Origin of the sequence: Spirillospora sp. NPDC049024 (assembly GCF_040649235.1) — a bacterium.
Taxonomy (GTDB): domain Bacteria; phylum Actinomycetota; class Actinomycetes; order Streptosporangiales; family Streptosporangiaceae; genus Spirillospora.
Genome location: NZ_JBEZFD010000046.1, coordinates 14,791 through 28,728 on the forward strand (window position 1 = coordinate 14,791; position 13,938 = coordinate 28,728).

Annotated in this window: 17 protein-coding genes; 7 read left to right on the forward strand and 10 right to left on the reverse strand. The window is 71.0% G+C overall.

Going from position 1 to position 13,938, the window contains the following annotated elements; genetic code table 11:
- Window positions 1-105: 105 nt before the first annotated feature.
- Both AB0C21_RS42620 and AB0C21_RS42625 read right to left on the reverse strand, forming a co-directional pair.
- A complete protein-coding gene (locus tag AB0C21_RS42620; RefSeq protein WP_500212165.1) occupies window positions 106-1,290 on the reverse strand; it encodes a cytochrome P450 in 1,185 nt (394 codons plus the stop codon).
- Window positions 1,291-1,390: 100 nt separating this feature from the next.
- Window positions 1,391-2,524 (reverse strand): helix-turn-helix transcriptional regulator, encoded by a 1,134-nt coding sequence (locus tag AB0C21_RS42625; protein WP_500212167.1) that lies wholly within the window; start codon window positions 2,522-2,524, stop codon window positions 1,391-1,393.
- Between the two features lie 175 nt (window positions 2,525-2,699).
- On the opposite strand from AB0C21_RS42625, the gene AB0C21_RS42630 reads away from it, so the two are divergent.
- Window positions 2,700-3,287, forward strand: a complete 588-nt coding sequence (locus AB0C21_RS42630; RefSeq protein WP_500212168.1) for a dihydrofolate reductase family protein — start codon at window positions 2,700-2,702, stop codon at window positions 3,285-3,287.
- Window positions 3,288-3,347: 60 nt separating this feature from the next.
- Here the strand turns inward: AB0C21_RS42630 and AB0C21_RS42635 are convergent, their stop codons facing one another.
- Window positions 3,348-4,553 carry a hypothetical protein gene (locus AB0C21_RS42635; protein WP_500212170.1) on the reverse strand — a complete coding sequence of 402 codons (1,206 nt, stop codon included), beginning with the start codon at window positions 4,551-4,553 and terminating at the stop codon, window positions 3,348-3,350.
- Between the two features lie 276 nt (window positions 4,554-4,829).
- On the opposite strand from AB0C21_RS42635, the gene AB0C21_RS42640 reads away from it, so the two are divergent.
- The gene (locus AB0C21_RS42640) at window positions 4,830-5,402 is read left to right on the forward strand and encodes a hemerythrin domain-containing protein (protein WP_500212171.1); all 573 of its coding nucleotides are present in this window, start codon (window positions 4,830-4,832) and stop codon (window positions 5,400-5,402) included.
- 127 nt (window positions 5,403-5,529) lie between these two features.
- Here the strand turns inward: AB0C21_RS42640 and AB0C21_RS42645 are convergent, their stop codons facing one another.
- The gene (locus AB0C21_RS42645; protein ID WP_500212173.1) at window positions 5,530-6,270 is read right to left on the reverse strand and encodes a dienelactone hydrolase family protein; all 741 of its coding nucleotides are present in this window, start codon (window positions 6,268-6,270) and stop codon (window positions 5,530-5,532) included.
- A 278-nt stretch (window positions 6,271-6,548) separates the two neighbouring features.
- Here AB0C21_RS42645 and AB0C21_RS42650 point away from each other — a divergent pair, with 278 nt between their 5' ends.
- Both AB0C21_RS42650 and AB0C21_RS42655 read left to right on the forward strand, forming a co-directional pair.
- Window positions 6,549-7,031 carry a hypothetical protein gene (locus AB0C21_RS42650; RefSeq protein ID WP_500212175.1) on the forward strand — a complete coding sequence of 161 codons (483 nt, stop codon included), beginning with the start codon at window positions 6,549-6,551 and terminating at the stop codon, window positions 7,029-7,031.
- Between the two features lie 99 nt (window positions 7,032-7,130).
- Window positions 7,131-7,472, forward strand: coding sequence for a hypothetical protein (locus AB0C21_RS42655; RefSeq protein ID WP_500212176.1), 342 nt, complete (start codon window positions 7,131-7,133; stop codon window positions 7,470-7,472).
- A 126-nt stretch (window positions 7,473-7,598) separates the two neighbouring features.
- Here AB0C21_RS42655 and AB0C21_RS42660 read toward each other — a convergent pair whose 3' ends face one another.
- Together AB0C21_RS42660 and dapE are read right to left on the reverse strand one after the other, a co-directional pair.
- Window positions 7,599-8,399, reverse strand: coding sequence for an LOG family protein (locus AB0C21_RS42660; protein ID WP_149263402.1), 801 nt, complete (start codon window positions 8,397-8,399; stop codon window positions 7,599-7,601).
- Entirely contained in the window at window positions 8,396-9,472 is a 1,077-nt protein-coding gene (gene dapE, locus AB0C21_RS42665) for a succinyl-diaminopimelate desuccinylase (RefSeq protein ID WP_500212177.1), read from the reverse strand. Before dapE ends, AB0C21_RS42660 begins: the two co-directional genes overlap by 4 nt.
- Before the next feature lie 33 nt (window positions 9,473-9,505).
- On the opposite strand from dapE, the gene AB0C21_RS42670 reads away from it, so the two are divergent.
- Window positions 9,506-10,189, forward strand: a complete 684-nt coding sequence (locus AB0C21_RS42670; RefSeq protein ID WP_500212188.1) for a 4'-phosphopantetheinyl transferase family protein — start codon at window positions 9,506-9,508, stop codon at window positions 10,187-10,189.
- Here the strand turns inward: AB0C21_RS42670 and AB0C21_RS42675 are convergent.
- Window positions 10,179-11,015: a 2,3,4,5-tetrahydropyridine-2,6-dicarboxylate N-succinyltransferase gene (locus AB0C21_RS42675; protein WP_149263399.1), complete on the reverse strand. Its 837-nt coding sequence runs from the start codon at window positions 11,013-11,015 to the stop codon at window positions 10,179-10,181. The genes AB0C21_RS42670 and AB0C21_RS42675 overlap by 11 nt on opposite strands.
- Window positions 11,016-11,059: 44 nt before the next feature.
- Here AB0C21_RS42675 and AB0C21_RS42680 point away from each other — a divergent pair, with 44 nt between their 5' ends.
- The gene (locus AB0C21_RS42680; RefSeq protein WP_500212179.1) at window positions 11,060-11,977 is read left to right on the forward strand and encodes a hypothetical protein; all 918 of its coding nucleotides are present in this window, start codon (window positions 11,060-11,062) and stop codon (window positions 11,975-11,977) included.
- A 96-nt stretch (window positions 11,978-12,073) separates the two neighbouring features.
- Complete coding sequence (locus AB0C21_RS42685) at window positions 12,074-12,853, forward strand: phosphotransferase (protein WP_500212180.1); 780 nt, start codon at window positions 12,074-12,076, stop codon at window positions 12,851-12,853.
- 44 nt (window positions 12,854-12,897) lie between these two features.
- Here the strand turns inward: AB0C21_RS42685 and AB0C21_RS42690 are convergent, their stop codons facing one another.
- The 3 genes from AB0C21_RS42690 to AB0C21_RS42700 all read right to left on the reverse strand — a co-directional run.
- Window positions 12,898-13,092, reverse strand: a complete 195-nt coding sequence (locus tag AB0C21_RS42690; RefSeq protein WP_500212182.1) for a DUF397 domain-containing protein — start codon at window positions 13,090-13,092, stop codon at window positions 12,898-12,900.
- Window positions 13,089-13,286, reverse strand: a complete 198-nt coding sequence (locus tag AB0C21_RS42695) for a DUF397 domain-containing protein (RefSeq protein WP_500212184.1) — start codon at window positions 13,284-13,286, stop codon at window positions 13,089-13,091. Before AB0C21_RS42695 ends, AB0C21_RS42690 begins: the two co-directional genes overlap by 4 nt.
- Window positions 13,286-13,938, reverse strand: a 653-nt coding sequence (locus tag AB0C21_RS42700) for a DUF5753 domain-containing protein (RefSeq protein ID WP_500212186.1), incomplete at its 5' end; no start/stop codon positions are given. The genes AB0C21_RS42700 and AB0C21_RS42695, both read right to left, overlap by 1 nt.

Genomic DNA, 13,938 nt, shown 5'->3' on the forward strand with positions numbered 1-13,938 from the left:
GCCCGTGCGGGGTTGACGTGATCGCCGCCGTGCGGCCGGCGCCCCTCCGGATGGGCGGCGTCACGATCCGGCTCGAACGCGGACCGACGGGCCGCCTGGGTGAGGCTAGCGGTCCGACCTGCGGACGGCGGTGGTCGGCAGCTCGGCGAAGCCGCGCACGTATGGCGAGGCGAGGCGCCGGGCGCGGGCCTCGTCGATGTCGTAGTCGCCGACGCGGGCCGCCAGTTCCTCCAGTGCGATCCGGGCCTCCAGCCGGGCCAGGTCCGCGCCGATGCAGTAGTGCCGGCCCGACCCGAAGCTGATCTTGGCCGTGGTGTCGCGGGCCAGGTCGAACCGGTCGGGGTCGCGGAACGCGCGCGGGTCGCGGTTCGCCGCGCCGAGCACCAGGAGGACGCGGGCCCCGGCCGGGACGGTCACGCCGTGCAGGGTGAACTCCCCGGTCACCGTCCGCCCGTCGGCCTGCGCCGGGGTCTCCAGCCGCAGCGTCTCCTCGATCCAGTCGCCGACCCGCCCGAACGCCGCGGACGGGCGGTCCAGATGCCGCCAGGCGCAGTGCCAGGCGTTGGAGATCAGGTTCGTGGCGGTCCCGGTGCCGGCCGCGACCAGGACGAACAGCACGCCGATGATCTCGGCCTCGGTCAGGTGGTCGCCGCCCTCGGCGGCGTCCAGCAGGGCCGACACCAGGTCGTCGCGGCGCCGCGCGCGGCGCTCGGCGATCAGGTCGTGGAAGTGGCCCGCCAGGGCGGGGATCGCCTCGCGGCAGGCCCGGGTCCCGTCCTGGAGGCCCTGCTGCCGGTGCACGATCGCGTCGGCCAGCCGCCGCAGCTCGCCGCGGTCGGCCTCCGGGACGCCGAGCAGCTCGGAGATGACGTCCATCGGGAACGGCGCCGCGTAGTCGGCCACGAGGTCGAACTCCGCGCCGTCCAGCGCCCGGTCCAGGTGGCCGCGCGCGATGTCGCGGATCCGCGGCTCCAGGTCGGCGACGCGGCGCGGGGTGAGCGCCTTCGCCACGAGCCCGCGCATCCGGGTGTGCTCGGGCGGGTCCATCGCGAGGAACGACGCGTGCCTGCGCGCCTGCGGCCCCCACACCGACGGTTCCAGCAGGATCCCGTTGGCGCTGGAGAACCTCCGGAAGTCCCGGAACGCCGCGGTCACGTCCTCGTGCCGCGACAGGACCCAGAAATCCTCCTCGTCATTGCGGTGGACCGGCGCCTCCTCCCGTAACTGCGCGTAAACGGGATACGGATCCTGCTGGATTCCGTAGTCGTACAGGCTGTACCGCACACCCATTGCAGCCTCCTACCGCCATCGAAAGCCGCGCGCCGGGAAGTGTCAGCCCCGGCGCCTCCTTCCAACCCCAGCACATCAGGCGCCGGGGCATGGTGACCGCTTACGGCCACCCGGCGGGGGGCCGGGCCGCGGGCCCCGCCTCCAGCGGGCCCGCGTAATGGGTGAAGAACAGCCGGGCCACCAGGTCGCCGCGGGACGCGGCGCCCGACTTGGCGAAGATCGATTTCAGGTGGTCCTGGACGGTGTAGGGCGTCACCCGCAGCCGTCCGGCGATCTGCCTGGTCGACAGGCCCTGCGCGACCAGCTCGGTGACCCGCCGCTCCCGCGCGGTGAAGCCGTACGCGTCCACGATCAGCCGCGCCAGCTCGGCGGGCCGGGCCGCTTCGAGCATCACCGCGACCGGCGCGTCCGGGCCGTCCCCCATCAGCGAGGCCCGGACGACCAGCCATCGGCCGGTCCGGGTGCGCACCCGGGCCCCGGCCGCCCGGACGGCGCCCGGATCGGGCCGCTCACCCGCGTCCGTCCCGAAGAGGGCCCGCGCCTGGCGGGCCACGGCGTGGACGACCAGCGGCAGCCGGGCGCCGGGTCGGTCGCCCGCACCCAGTTCGTCCAGGCGGTGGTCCGCGGCCTCGTTGGCCATGGTCACGCCGTCGTCGGCGTCGAGGACCAGCAGGCCGGCGTCGGTGTCACCGGCCCACGCGCCCTCCAGCAGCAGGCCGCGCCGCAGCCCGTCGGCGATCGGCGCCGCCAGGGACGCCGCGAGCCGCACTTCGGCCGGGGCGAAGTGCGGGCGCCCGGCCTCGCGGAACACGGTCAGCACGCCCCAGGTCCCGGTGCCGCCCGCGAGGACGACGCGCAGCTCGTCGGCGAAGCCGCCGGGCCTGCGGATCTCCCGCTGGCGCAGGCTGCGCTCCAGATCGCCTGCGGTGGCCTCGCTCAGGCTGGCCGCCGGGCGCTCCGCGCGGGCGATCTGGACCCACTTGTTGAAGTCGGGCTCGCGTGCCTCGATCTCCAGGAGGCGCCGCATCTCGGGCGCGGGCAGGCCGTTCTCCACGTACTCGGCGGTCGGGAGGAGGGTCGCCGGGTCGGTCGTCATCAGGCAGGTGCCCTCGGCGGGCACGACGCGGCCCAGCACGTCGCCGACGGCCCGCGAGAACTCCGCCACCGCCAGGCCGCGATGGGCCAGCCTCACGAGGTCGTCGCGGACGCGTCCCGGCGCCGCCGCGTTGGCCACGCGCCGAGCCTACAGCGGCCCCGTCGAGCCATCCCAGGAACCTGGGATTCAGCCGCGCCTCCGGCATCTCGCATGCTGGACGGGATGCCGACACCCGTCAGGCCCCCGCGCGGCCGTTACGAAAGGAACGCGACCATGACGCCCTTCACCTATGCCGTCCAGGCCGGCTGAGCCGATGGCGACCATCAGGCTCTACATGACGATCTCCCTGGACGGCTACGTCGCCGGACCGGACGACGGCCCCGACGCTCCCCTGGGCACCGGCGGTTTCCGCCTCTTCAACTGGCTCGACCGGCGAAACGAGCCGGGGCCCAGCGGGCAGGTGTACCAGGAGGCGATGGCCACCCGGGCGGTCGTCGCGGGCCGCCGCACCTACGAACTCGCCGGCCGCTGGCAGGGCGACCACCACGACGGCGTGCCGATCTTCGTCCTGACCCACTCGGTCCCGGACGACCCGCCGCCGGGCAGCGTCCGCTATGTCACCGACGTTCGTGAATGCGCCGAGCGGGCGCGCGCGGCGGCCGGGGACGGCGACGTGATGGTCCACGGCGCGGGCGCCGCGCAGGCGCTGCTGCGGGCCGGGGAGCTGGACGAGCTCGAACTCCACGTCGTCCCCGTCCTGCTCGGGCAGGGCCGTCGCCTGTTCGACCACCTGCCGCCCGAACACACCGAACTCCGCCTGGTCCGCACTCTGACGACGCCGGAGGACGAGGACCCCGCGCGCGCCGTCATGCACCTGCGCTACCGCGTCCTCCACCCCTGAGCCGGGCGCCGACCGGCCCCGGACGCGGTCCGGCGGAGCGGGTGAGCGCCCTCGGCCGGGTCAGCTGGCGGGCTGGTCGCGGAGGTGCTGGACCGGGTGGGGGCCGTCGGTCTCCAGACGGTACTCGTCGCCGAACTTGGCGCGGTGCTCCTCGATGACGCGCTCCTGCGGCGACCGCTCGGCGTGGATCTTGTCCTGGTACTCCTCGAAGCGGCGGTGGGCCTCCTGGACGTACCCGGTGCCGAGCGTCGTGTAGTCGATCTGCGTGGCCAGCAGTTCGCGCACGTACTGCTTGTTCGGCTCGAAGGTGACCGGCTCGGGCAGTGCGGGCGCCAGGATGCTCTCCGGGTCGCGGCCATCGTGGCGGCGCATCAGGTCGCAGGCGATCCGCAGGTGCTCCAGCTCCATGTTCAGGTGCAGCTCCCAGATGCCCTTGACCCGCGGGTCGGACTCGGTCTGCATGAACGAGTAGTACAGGTAGCACTCGTTGTACTCGTGGTTGACGAGCCGCTCCCACCAGGTCTCCCCCGGGTCGACGAGCGACTCGTAGTGGGTGACGTGCTCCTCCTCGATGAGGCCGATGTCCTGGTAGAGCTGGCGGGCGATCGGCTCCATGTACATCGGGCCGACGTTCATGTAGAAGTTCATCGTCTGCTGCTCGGCCGCCATGATCGTCAGCGCGTGCAGCTTGGAGATCGGCGCCGCCGCCTCGCGGTCGTAGTGCTCGCGGACGTTGTCGACCGGGTGGCGGTGCTGGAGGTGGCCGGGACGTCCCGGCATCACCTCGGTGAGCTGGTCGACGATCTTCTCGGCCCGGCGGTGCTCGATCATCTCGTACAGGTTGGAGTACCGGTAGAGGTGGTCGAAGTCCTCCAGCAGCCCGAACTGGTAGGCCTGCTGGAGGTACGGGTCGGGCTCCTGGCGGGCGACCCAGCCGGTCAGGTCGACCGCGACCTGCTCGTAGGCGATGGTCGTCTCCAGCACGGACGCCTGGCCGGGCAGCAGCCAGTTGACCACCTTCTGCTGCTGCTGCTCGATGTTGCGGACCTCCGCCAGCTTCTGCTTGACCTCCAGGTCGGGGCAGATGCGGTTGAAGTGGTGGCTGAACATGATCGCCTCCACCTCGATGCCGTTCATCGTGATGATGCGGCAGCGGGTGTAGGGATCGGACTTGTCGGGGTCGACGGGCGCCACGTCCAGCTGGGACCAGTTGCGCAGCTGGTCGTCGAGCGGGATGCCGCGGTGTTCGAGCGGGTTGAAGGCCACCAGGCTCGTCCCTTCCTGCGGGTGCTGTTCGGGCTGACGACCGGTGCGCGTACCCGGGGCGTCCTGTTCTGCACCTCTCCGAGCACGTGTTTCTCAAGATTGGTCCCGAGTTGACCGACTCCCTGCCCGAACGGGCGAGAGCCATTCGCATAGGCCGAGGGGCGCTGGGTACGGGCCGCGCATCGCCCACCCTTCAGCACCGTCTCACCAGCACGCCCATCTGCACGTACAGCGCCCGGCAGGAGCAGCGGCCGGGCGAGGAAGCGAGGAAGGCCCATGCGGACCACACCCGCGAACGCCGAGACCACCGAGGACGTCGTCGACCTGCTGCGCGCGCAGCACGGCCGGATCAGGGACCTGTTCGACGAGGTCATGGACTCCGAGGGCAAGGAGCGCCGGAAGGCCTTCCAGCAGCTGGTGAAGCTGCTGGCCGTCCACGAGACGGCCGAGGAGGAGATCATCCACCCCATGGCGCGGCGCCTGCCCGGCGGCGACGGCATCGTGGACGACCGCCTCGCCGAGGAGCGCGAGGCCAAGGAGCTGCTCTCCGAGCTGGACGGCATGGACATCGAGGACCCGCGCTTCCTCAAGTCGCTCGACAAGCTGCGCATCGACGTGCTCACCCACGCCCGCGCCGAGGAGCGCTACGAGTTCGACCGGCTCAAGGACCAGTTCAGCCCGGCCCAGCTCAAGGGCTTCGCCGCCGCGGTCCGCGCCGCCGAGGCCACCGCGCCCACGCACCCGCACCCCGGAGTGGAGTCCGCCACCAAGAACATGCTCGCCGGGCCGATGGCCTCGGTGGCCGACCGCGTCCGCGACCTGATCCGGGACGCCCGCGGCAAGGGCTGATCTTCAGCGCCGCATGGGCCGAGCGGCTCGGCCCACGGCCCGTCGCCGCCGAGCCGCCCCGACCGGCCGGTACGGCCGATGGCCGGTACCGCCGCGATCGGGGCGTTCGTGCGGGGCCTGCCGGCGGCTAGCTCAGATGCCGGGTGAAGAACGCCGCCGCGGCGTCCCCGGCGAACCGCGGGACGCCGGTGTGCCCGCCCATGTTGGCGTGCAGGGTCTTCTCCTTGGAGCCGAAGGCGTCGAACAGGTCCAGGGCCGCCTGCCGGTCGTTGCCTTCGTCGTCCCACTGCAGCAGGACGTGCAGCGGAATGGTGACCTGCCGGGCCTCCTCGAAGATGACGCGGGGCACGAAGCTCCCGGCGAACAGAACGGCGGCCGAGACGCGCGGCTCGACCACCGCCAGCCGGACGCCGATGGCGATCACTCCCCCCGAGAACCCGACCGGGCCGCCGATCTCGGGCAGCGCGAGGAGGGCGTCCAGAGCGGCCCGCCATTCCGGGACCCCCTTGTCGACCAGCGGGAGGACGAGCCGGTCGACGATCTCGTCGCCGACCGGTTCACCGGCCTCGACCGCCCGGCGCAGGTCGGCGCGGGCCTGCTCGGCGGCGGCCGAACGGGGCCGGTCACCGCTGCCGGGAAGCTCGATGGTGGCCGAGGCGAAGCCGCCCTCCGCCGCGGAGTGCCGGGCCCGCCCCGCCAGCCGGGGGCGCATCTTGTCCAGCCCGCCGGGGTGGCCGAGCAGGATCAGCGGCACCGGCGCCGAGGCGGACGCGGACCCGGGCGTCCAGAGGATGCCGGGGATGTCGCCAAGGGTGAAGTCGCGTTCGAGGACGCCGTCGTCGAGGCGCTGCTCAGAAGTGAACTGCATGGTCGTGCCTTTCGGGAGTGCTCATGAACGGCGCTCCCGGACGACCTATCGCCCGACCGTGACCCCGGAGGGGAGCACCCATGTCGATGTGTTCACGGGTACCACCTCCTCGGTCTGCCGCACGGCCTCCCGAAAAGTAGCAGTGGCCGCCGCGGCCCGCCAACGGGTTTTCGCGAAGGCTCGCCCTTGCGGGTGACGCCGGATGATCGGGCTGCGTACCGTTTGCCCAGACGCACGGCTGAGGTGGACACTCGGTTCGCACGGGGAGGACCGGCGGGATGCCCGAGCGAGAACGCGTGTCGAGCGGAATGACGGTCTTCCTAATCGTCGCGTCCCTCTTGGTGATTCTGTGGGTCCCTGTGGTCTGGGGCCCCAAGACCGACGATCCCTACTTCCAGCAGGAGATCTGCGGAGGCTTGATGACGCCAGGGGGGCGCGCGACGATAACCGCGTCCGGGTGGTCCACCGACTGCATCGAGGCGGACCCCGACCGGGTTCTTGTGGTCAACCGGCTCGCCGTTCCGGTGACGTTGTGCATGGGGCAGTCCGGGGTCTGCGACACCGAGCACGAGTCTCCCATTCCGGGTGGACGGGCGACGCTCAGGCCCGGCGAATCCAGAAAACTGAAGTTCCCTGCGGGAAGGGTCTGGTTCTTCGGCCATCAACGGACCTACCCGGTCACGTTGCTGCCGGTATCCGGGAATAGGTTCATGACTCAGGACATGGGCGTGGTCGCTGAAACGCACACGAACAACGACTGAAGCGGCCGTCGTCCTCGAGTTGAGTACCGCACCGCGCGAACCTGAGTACGGGAGCGGATCGGTCGAGCGGCCGGAAGCCGGTTCACTGAGGTTGTGATCATGAATGACACCGCCACCGCCCCTCGGACGCGCTCGGGCTGGCGGGTGGCCGCGGCCGTCTCGCTCGCCCTGCTCCTGCCCCTCACCGTGCTCGCCTGGCTGTGCGTGCTCTCCACCCCGGAGTACGGCCGCTGCCTCACCTATGGGGAGCAGTGCGACCCGGCCGCGGAGACCCTCCTGCCCATCGCCTGGTGGAGCTTCTGGGGCAGCGGCGCCGCCGGCGTCGGCGCGCTGCTGCTCCGGTCCGCCTGGACGGTGACCGCCCGGATCCGCCCGGTCCTCGTCGTGGCCCAGGCGGTGCTTCTCCTCGCGACCCAGACGGCCGTCATCGTCAGCGGCTGAGACCGCGACGCCTTCCCGGGAGCCGGGGCAGCACCATGGCCCGCGGGCGGGGCCAGGCGGCCCGGTGCGCGCGGGGTCGCCTGGACCTGCATGGCCGGGGCGCTCATGCAGGTCCACGGCGCGGAGCTACTCCCCGCCGGTCTCGGCCGCCTCGGCCGCGGCGCGGGACTCGATGATCTCCTGCTCGGCGCGGGTGTGGCCCTCGATGATGATCTTGACGACCTCCTCCGGGTCGTCGGTGAGGTGGAACAGGTCGATGTCCTGCGGCGAGATCTTGCCGGAGGTCAGCATCGACTCCTTGATCCAGTCGAGCAGGCCGCCCCAGAACCGGGTGCCGACCAGGACGATCGGGAAGCGGGTGATCTTCTTGGTCTGGACGAGGGTGATCGCCTCGAACAGCTCGTCCAGCGTCCCGAAGCCGCCCGGCAGGACGACGAACGCCTGCGAGTACTTCACGAACATCGTCTTGCGGACGAAGAAGTACCGGAACTCCAGGCCGATGTCGAGGTGGTCGTTGAGCTTCTGCTCGAACGGCAGCTCGATGCCGAGGCCGACCGACAGGCCGCCGTTCTCGTCGCAGCCCTTGTTGGCCGCCTCCATGATCCCCGGACCGCCGCCGGTGATGACGGCGTAGCCGGCCTCGTGCAGGCGGGCGCCGATGTCGACGGCGAGCCCGTACTCCGGGGAGTCCGGCTTGGTGCGGGCGCTGCCGAAGACGCTGACGGCCTTCGGCAGCTCGGCGAGGAGGCCGAAGCCCTCGACGAACTCCGCCTGGATCCGCAGCACCCGCCAGGGGTCGGCGTGGACCCAGTCGACCGGGCCCCGGCTGTCGAGGAGCCGCTGGTCGGTCGTCGTCGGAGGGACGGCGCGTCCCCGGAGCATGGCCGGGCCCTGGCGCCGCGAGCGGGAATTCACATCCAGTGTCATGGAGCCACGGTAATGGGACCCTCCAGCCACATGCGCATACGTTGCTCGCACTCGCCGATGAGAGGGATCTCGACGTACTCGTCCCGGGTGTGCGCGAGGGTGGGCTCGCCGGGGCCGTAGTTGACCGCCGGGACGCCGAGTTCGGCGAAGCGGGCGACGTCGGTCCAGCCGAGCTTGGCGCGGACCTCGGCGCCGCTCGCCGCGGCGAACGCGGCGGCGGCCGGGTGGGTCAGCCCTGGCCGGGCGGCGGGTGCGGCGTCGGTCACCGTCACCTGGAAGCCCGCGAAGGTTTCCCGAAGGTACGCCTCCGCGTCGGCGAGGGACTTGTCGGGCGCGAACCGGTAGTTCACGGTGACGACGCACTCGTCCGGGATGACGTTCCCGGCGACGCCGCCCGAGATGAACACCGCGTTCAGGCCCTCGTGGTACTCCAGGCCGTCCACAATCGGCCGGGACGGCTCGTAGGCGCGCAGGACGTCCAGGATCGCCCCGGCCGAGTGGATCGCGTTGGACCCCATCCAGGCGCGCGCGCTGTGCGCCCGCTCCCCCGTCGCGGTGACCTCGACGCGCATCGTGCCCTGGCAGCCGCCCTCGATCAGCCCGCCGGTGGGCTCCATCAGCACGGCGAAGTCGCCCGCGAGCAGGTCGGGCCGGGACGCCGCGAGGTGCCGCAGCCCGTTGCGCTCGGCCTCGACCTCCTCGCAGTCGTAGAAGACGTAGGTGATGTCGCGGGTGGGTTCGGCGACGGTCGCGGCGAGCCGCAGCGCGACCGCGACGCCGCTCTTCATGTCGGTGGTGCCGCAGCCGTAGAGGCGGTCCCCCTCCACGCGGGACGGGAGGTTGCCGTTCAGCGGGACGGTGTCGAGATGCCCCGCCAGGACGACCCGCTCGGCGCGTCCGAGGTCCGTGCGCGCGACGACGTTGTTGCCGACGCGCTCCACCACCAGGTGCGGCAGCGCCCGCAGCGCCTCCTCGACGGCGCCGGCCAGGGATTCCTCCCCGCCGCTCACCGACTCGATGTCGACGACGGCCGCCGTCAGGTCCGCGACGTCAGAGAAGAGATCAAGCCCCATGCTCGAAGGTTATCTATCATCGCGTTCGTGGAGATGCCCGTACTGGAGTGCGCCGTCCACTGGGCGCGTCCCGACGACGACCCCCGGATGCGCGACCTCCTGGACGAGGGGGAGCGCGCCCGCTATGAGCGCTTCATGCGCGCCGAGGACAAGGCCCGGTTCGTCACCGGCCGGTGGCTCGCGCGCACGGTCCTCGCCGAGGCCACCGGCAGGCCTCCGCGCGACCTCCGCTTCACCACCGTCTGCTCCCACTGCGGCGGCTCGCACGGCAAGCCCCGCCTGCCCGGCAGCGATCTGGACTTCTCGCTCTCCCACTCCGGGGACCGCGTCCTGCTCGTCCTGGTGGAGGGCGCCGAGGTCGGGGCGGACGTGGAGCAGGAGAGCGACCGCGACATCAACAGCCTCGCCAGGATGGTCCTCACCGACGCCGAGGGCGAGGTGCTGCGGGCCATGGACGACCGGAAACGCGGCTTCCACGCCTACTGGAGCCGGAAAGAGGCCCTTCTGAAGGCGACGGGCCACGGGCTGGCCGCCTCGATGACCGCGATCCACGTCTCCGGCCCGGACGAGCCGCCCGAGGTCGTCGCGTGGGAGGGCGAGGCGGCGGTCTCTCCCGTCCGCCTCGCCGACCTGGACGCGGGCCCCGGCTACGCGGCCGCGGCCGCCGTCCTCACCGACCGTCCCCTCAAGGTCAACCAGGTGCCGCTCAGGTATTGATGCCGTGGTCGCGGAGGATGTCGTTGAGGGACGCCTTGTCGTGGCGCTGCCCCTCCTCCAGCCGCTTGAGGATGAGCACCGCCGGCAGGCCGAACGTGCCGCCCTTGAACTCCTTGTAGCGGGTGCCGCCGACGGCGACGCACCAGTCGGGGATGCGCCCGCGGCTGATCTCCTCGCCGGTCTCGACGTCGATGACCGGCATGGACGCCGACAGGTTCGTCCCGGACCCGACGACGGCGCCGCGCCCCACCCGCGCCCCCTCGACGATCATGGACCGGCTGCCGATCATCGCCTCGTCCTCGATGATCACCGGCTTGGCGTTCGGGGGCTCCAGCACGCCGCCGATGCCCACGCCGCCCGACAGGTGGACGTTCTTGCCGACCTGCGCGCACGACCCGACGGTGGCCCAGGTGTCGACCATCGTCCCGGAGTCGACATAGGCGCCGATGTTGGTGAAAGACGGCATGAGGACGACACCCGGCGCGAGGTAGGCGCCCCAGCGCGCGATGGCGCCCGGGACGACGCGCACGCCGTCCAGGCGCGTCTTCAGCGGGATGCGGTCGTGGTAACGGAAGTCGCCCACCTGGGAGCGCGCCATGCCGAGGACCTTGAAGCTCAGCAGGATGGCCCGCTTGGCCCGCTCGTCGACGACCACCTCGTCGGTCGCGGGGTCGATCTGCGCGACGCGGGCCTCGCCGGTGTCGATCTGGTCGACGGCGGCCACGATGGCCTCACGCGCGTCGGCGTCGTCCGGGCTCAGCTCGGCGCGCCGCTCCCACAGCTCGTCGATGCCGCCGGAGATCGGGCTGGTGAACGTTTCGGTCATGCCTCCTGAGCTTACTGGTGGCCATCTGCCAGTACTGTCTTCGCGTGGCTGTTTGGGCGAGGTTGAAGGCGCGCCCCGAGGAGGGGGCGGGCGGCGGGCGCGGCCGGCGCGGTGCCCGCTGGGCTGCGGCCCTGTCCGCCGTCGTGCTGCTGGTGGGCGTGGGCGCCTATGTGGCCTTCCAGCGGGCGCGGCCCTACCTGCACGGCTCGGGCTGCGAGGTGCAGACGTCCCTGGGCAAGATGCCGCTCGACCTGGAGCAGGGCGCGAACGCCGCCACCATCGCCGCCGTCGCGTTCCGCAAGCAGCTCCCCGAGCGCGCCGTCGTCATCGCCTACGCGACCGCGATCCAGGAGTCGCACATCCACAACCTGCCGGGCGGCGACCGCGACTCGGTCGGCATGTTCCAGCAGCGGCCGTCACAGGGCTGGGGCACGCCCGACAAGCTCCGCGACCCCGTCCAGTCCACCAGCAAGTTCTTCGACGCGCTCGTCAAGGTCAAGGACTACCTCGACCGCGACCTGCACGACGCGGCGCAGAAGGTCCAGCGCAGCGCCGACGGCCGCGCCTACGCCCAGCACGAGCCCGACGGCAAGCTCCTCGCGACGGCCTTCACCGGCCGTGAGCCCGCCACCGCCCGCTGCTGGTACCCGCCCGACAAGAAGACCACGTCCCGCCGCCCGGAGGCCCTCCGCGAGATGCGCCGCGCCTTCGGCAGCCGCCTGAAGGTCGGCGGCCCCGGCCCCCTCAAGGCGGGCTCCCCGTCCGACCCGAAATCGTGGAACGCGGTGCAGGTGACGAACCCCCGCTCAGGCTGGGCGGTGGCGAGCTGGGCCGTGACCCACGCCCAGGCCTACGGCCTCACCGAGATCCGCTACGCCGGCAAGCACTGGAAGTCCGACGCCGGCCACGACGGCTGGACCGAGGACAAGCAGGCCTCCCAGAACACGGTGATCGTCCAATAGCGGCCCCCGTCTGGCGTCCGGCACGGCAGGATGCGGGGGGGAAGGCACCCCGCCCGAAGGGATCGGATGAGCCTGGCCAGCACACACGACGTTCAGATGCACCCCCGAGTCGTGGTCAAGACGTACCGGCCCGGGAGTCGCGATGCGGCGAAGCGGGAATGGCGAGCGCTGACGCTGCTCACCGACTACGCCCCCGGCCTGGCACCGTCCCCCATAACCGCCGAGCTGGCGACCGAGCCCGCCCGCGTGACGATGACGAGGCTCGCCGGCACTCCTCTGACTCCCCCGGTGACCACCGCGCAGGTAGAGGCCATGGCGGACGCCATCAAGGCGATGCAGCGAGCAATCCCCCGCGACCACCTCACAACACTCCCGCCACGAGCAGGGTCCCAAGCGGAAATGCTCACCGATCTCCGTCTAGCGTTCCCCATGCTCCCCAGGCCGACATCCGACCGGACGGTCGAGGAGGCGTTCGACGAGGCGTCCGCATGGATACGACGCCCAGCGCTGGACGCGTTCGCAGCCGAGGAACACGAGCCGGTGCTAGGCACAGGCGACGGCAACCTGGCCAACTACCTCTGGAACGGCCAGACGGTGGGCATCGTGGACTTCGAGCACTCCGGCCGCAGCGACCAGCCCTACGAACTAGCCGAAGCCGTCGAGCACATCTCCCTAGCCGCCCCGGGCGTCATCGACGCCACCCAGATCCTCGACCGCTTCGACCTATCCCCCGCCCAAGCGGCACGCCTACAAGAGTCCCGACGCCTCCTGGCCACGTTCTGGCTGGTGGCCATCCTGCGCCGCACTCCACCCCAGGAAGCCCCACCCGAACTCCTGACGCACCAAGCAACCCGCGTCCTGACCCTGCTCCACTGAACGGCAGGGCAGACGCTCCCAACACGGCCACCCGAAGCCCCGAACTACGCGCCCCGCAGTCGCCCCACGAGCTCACGCGCAGCCGCCGGAGTCAACCCCAGGCAGGGTCCGTCCGGATCCTTGGAGTCCCGAACCAGAACACACCCCGCCCCAGCGGCAACCTCCACACACTCACCGCCCGTCCCACCGCTGTAACTGCTCTTCCGCCACCGCAGATCACGTCGATCTCGGCGGTTCACAACTTCTCGCCGCGCAGTCGGCTCATCAGGGCATACGCCGCCGCCCGGGACAGATCCAGGTGTGGACCGTTGGGGTCCTTGGAGTCTCGTATCAGCAGCCGTCCTGGGGTTGCGGCAACTTCAACGCATTCGCCTCCAGTGCCGTCACTATGGCTGCTCTTCCGCCACAGGAGGCCCGCCTGTTCTGAATGCATCACAGATACCCCTCGCGCACTCGAAGCATGAACTCGATGGACTCAGCTTGGCTGAGAGCTTCCCCCATTACCAGATTGAAATGTACTCCGGCTTTGAAGAGCACGTCCTTGTCCCCGATGAGTTGGCTGACGTGACCTGCCTCGGTGTACATGAGGTCGGAATCTCGTGCGAAGCTGAGCAGGATGAAGCCGCCGCCCAGTGCAAGCGGCGTGATCCTGTCGAAGGGCATGACAAGTACCTGGACGTTGGGCCGCTGAGTCATATCGACGAGGTGGTCGATCTGCTCCACCATGACCTTTGAGCCCCCGACCGGCCTCCGAAGTGCGGATTCGTCCAGGACGAACATCGCTTCCGGAGGGTTCTCGCGATGGAAGATCTCTTGCCTTTCCATCCGTACCGCGACACGACCGTCGAGGGTTTCGGCCGGCTCGTTTCGGTCCATGATGCCTCGCGCATAGGCCTCCACCTGGAGAAGGCCAGGGACCAACTGAGCTGCAACGGCTCGTACGCCTATGGCTCTCGCCTCCTGAACCCGGTAGTCGTCGAAGCTGGGGCGGGGACTGTACGGTTTTCGGTGTAACTCCTGATCAAGGAGTGACACCTGGTGACGAGAACTGAAGTGAAGGCGGACGGCGCGGTGGCCAAGGCCGA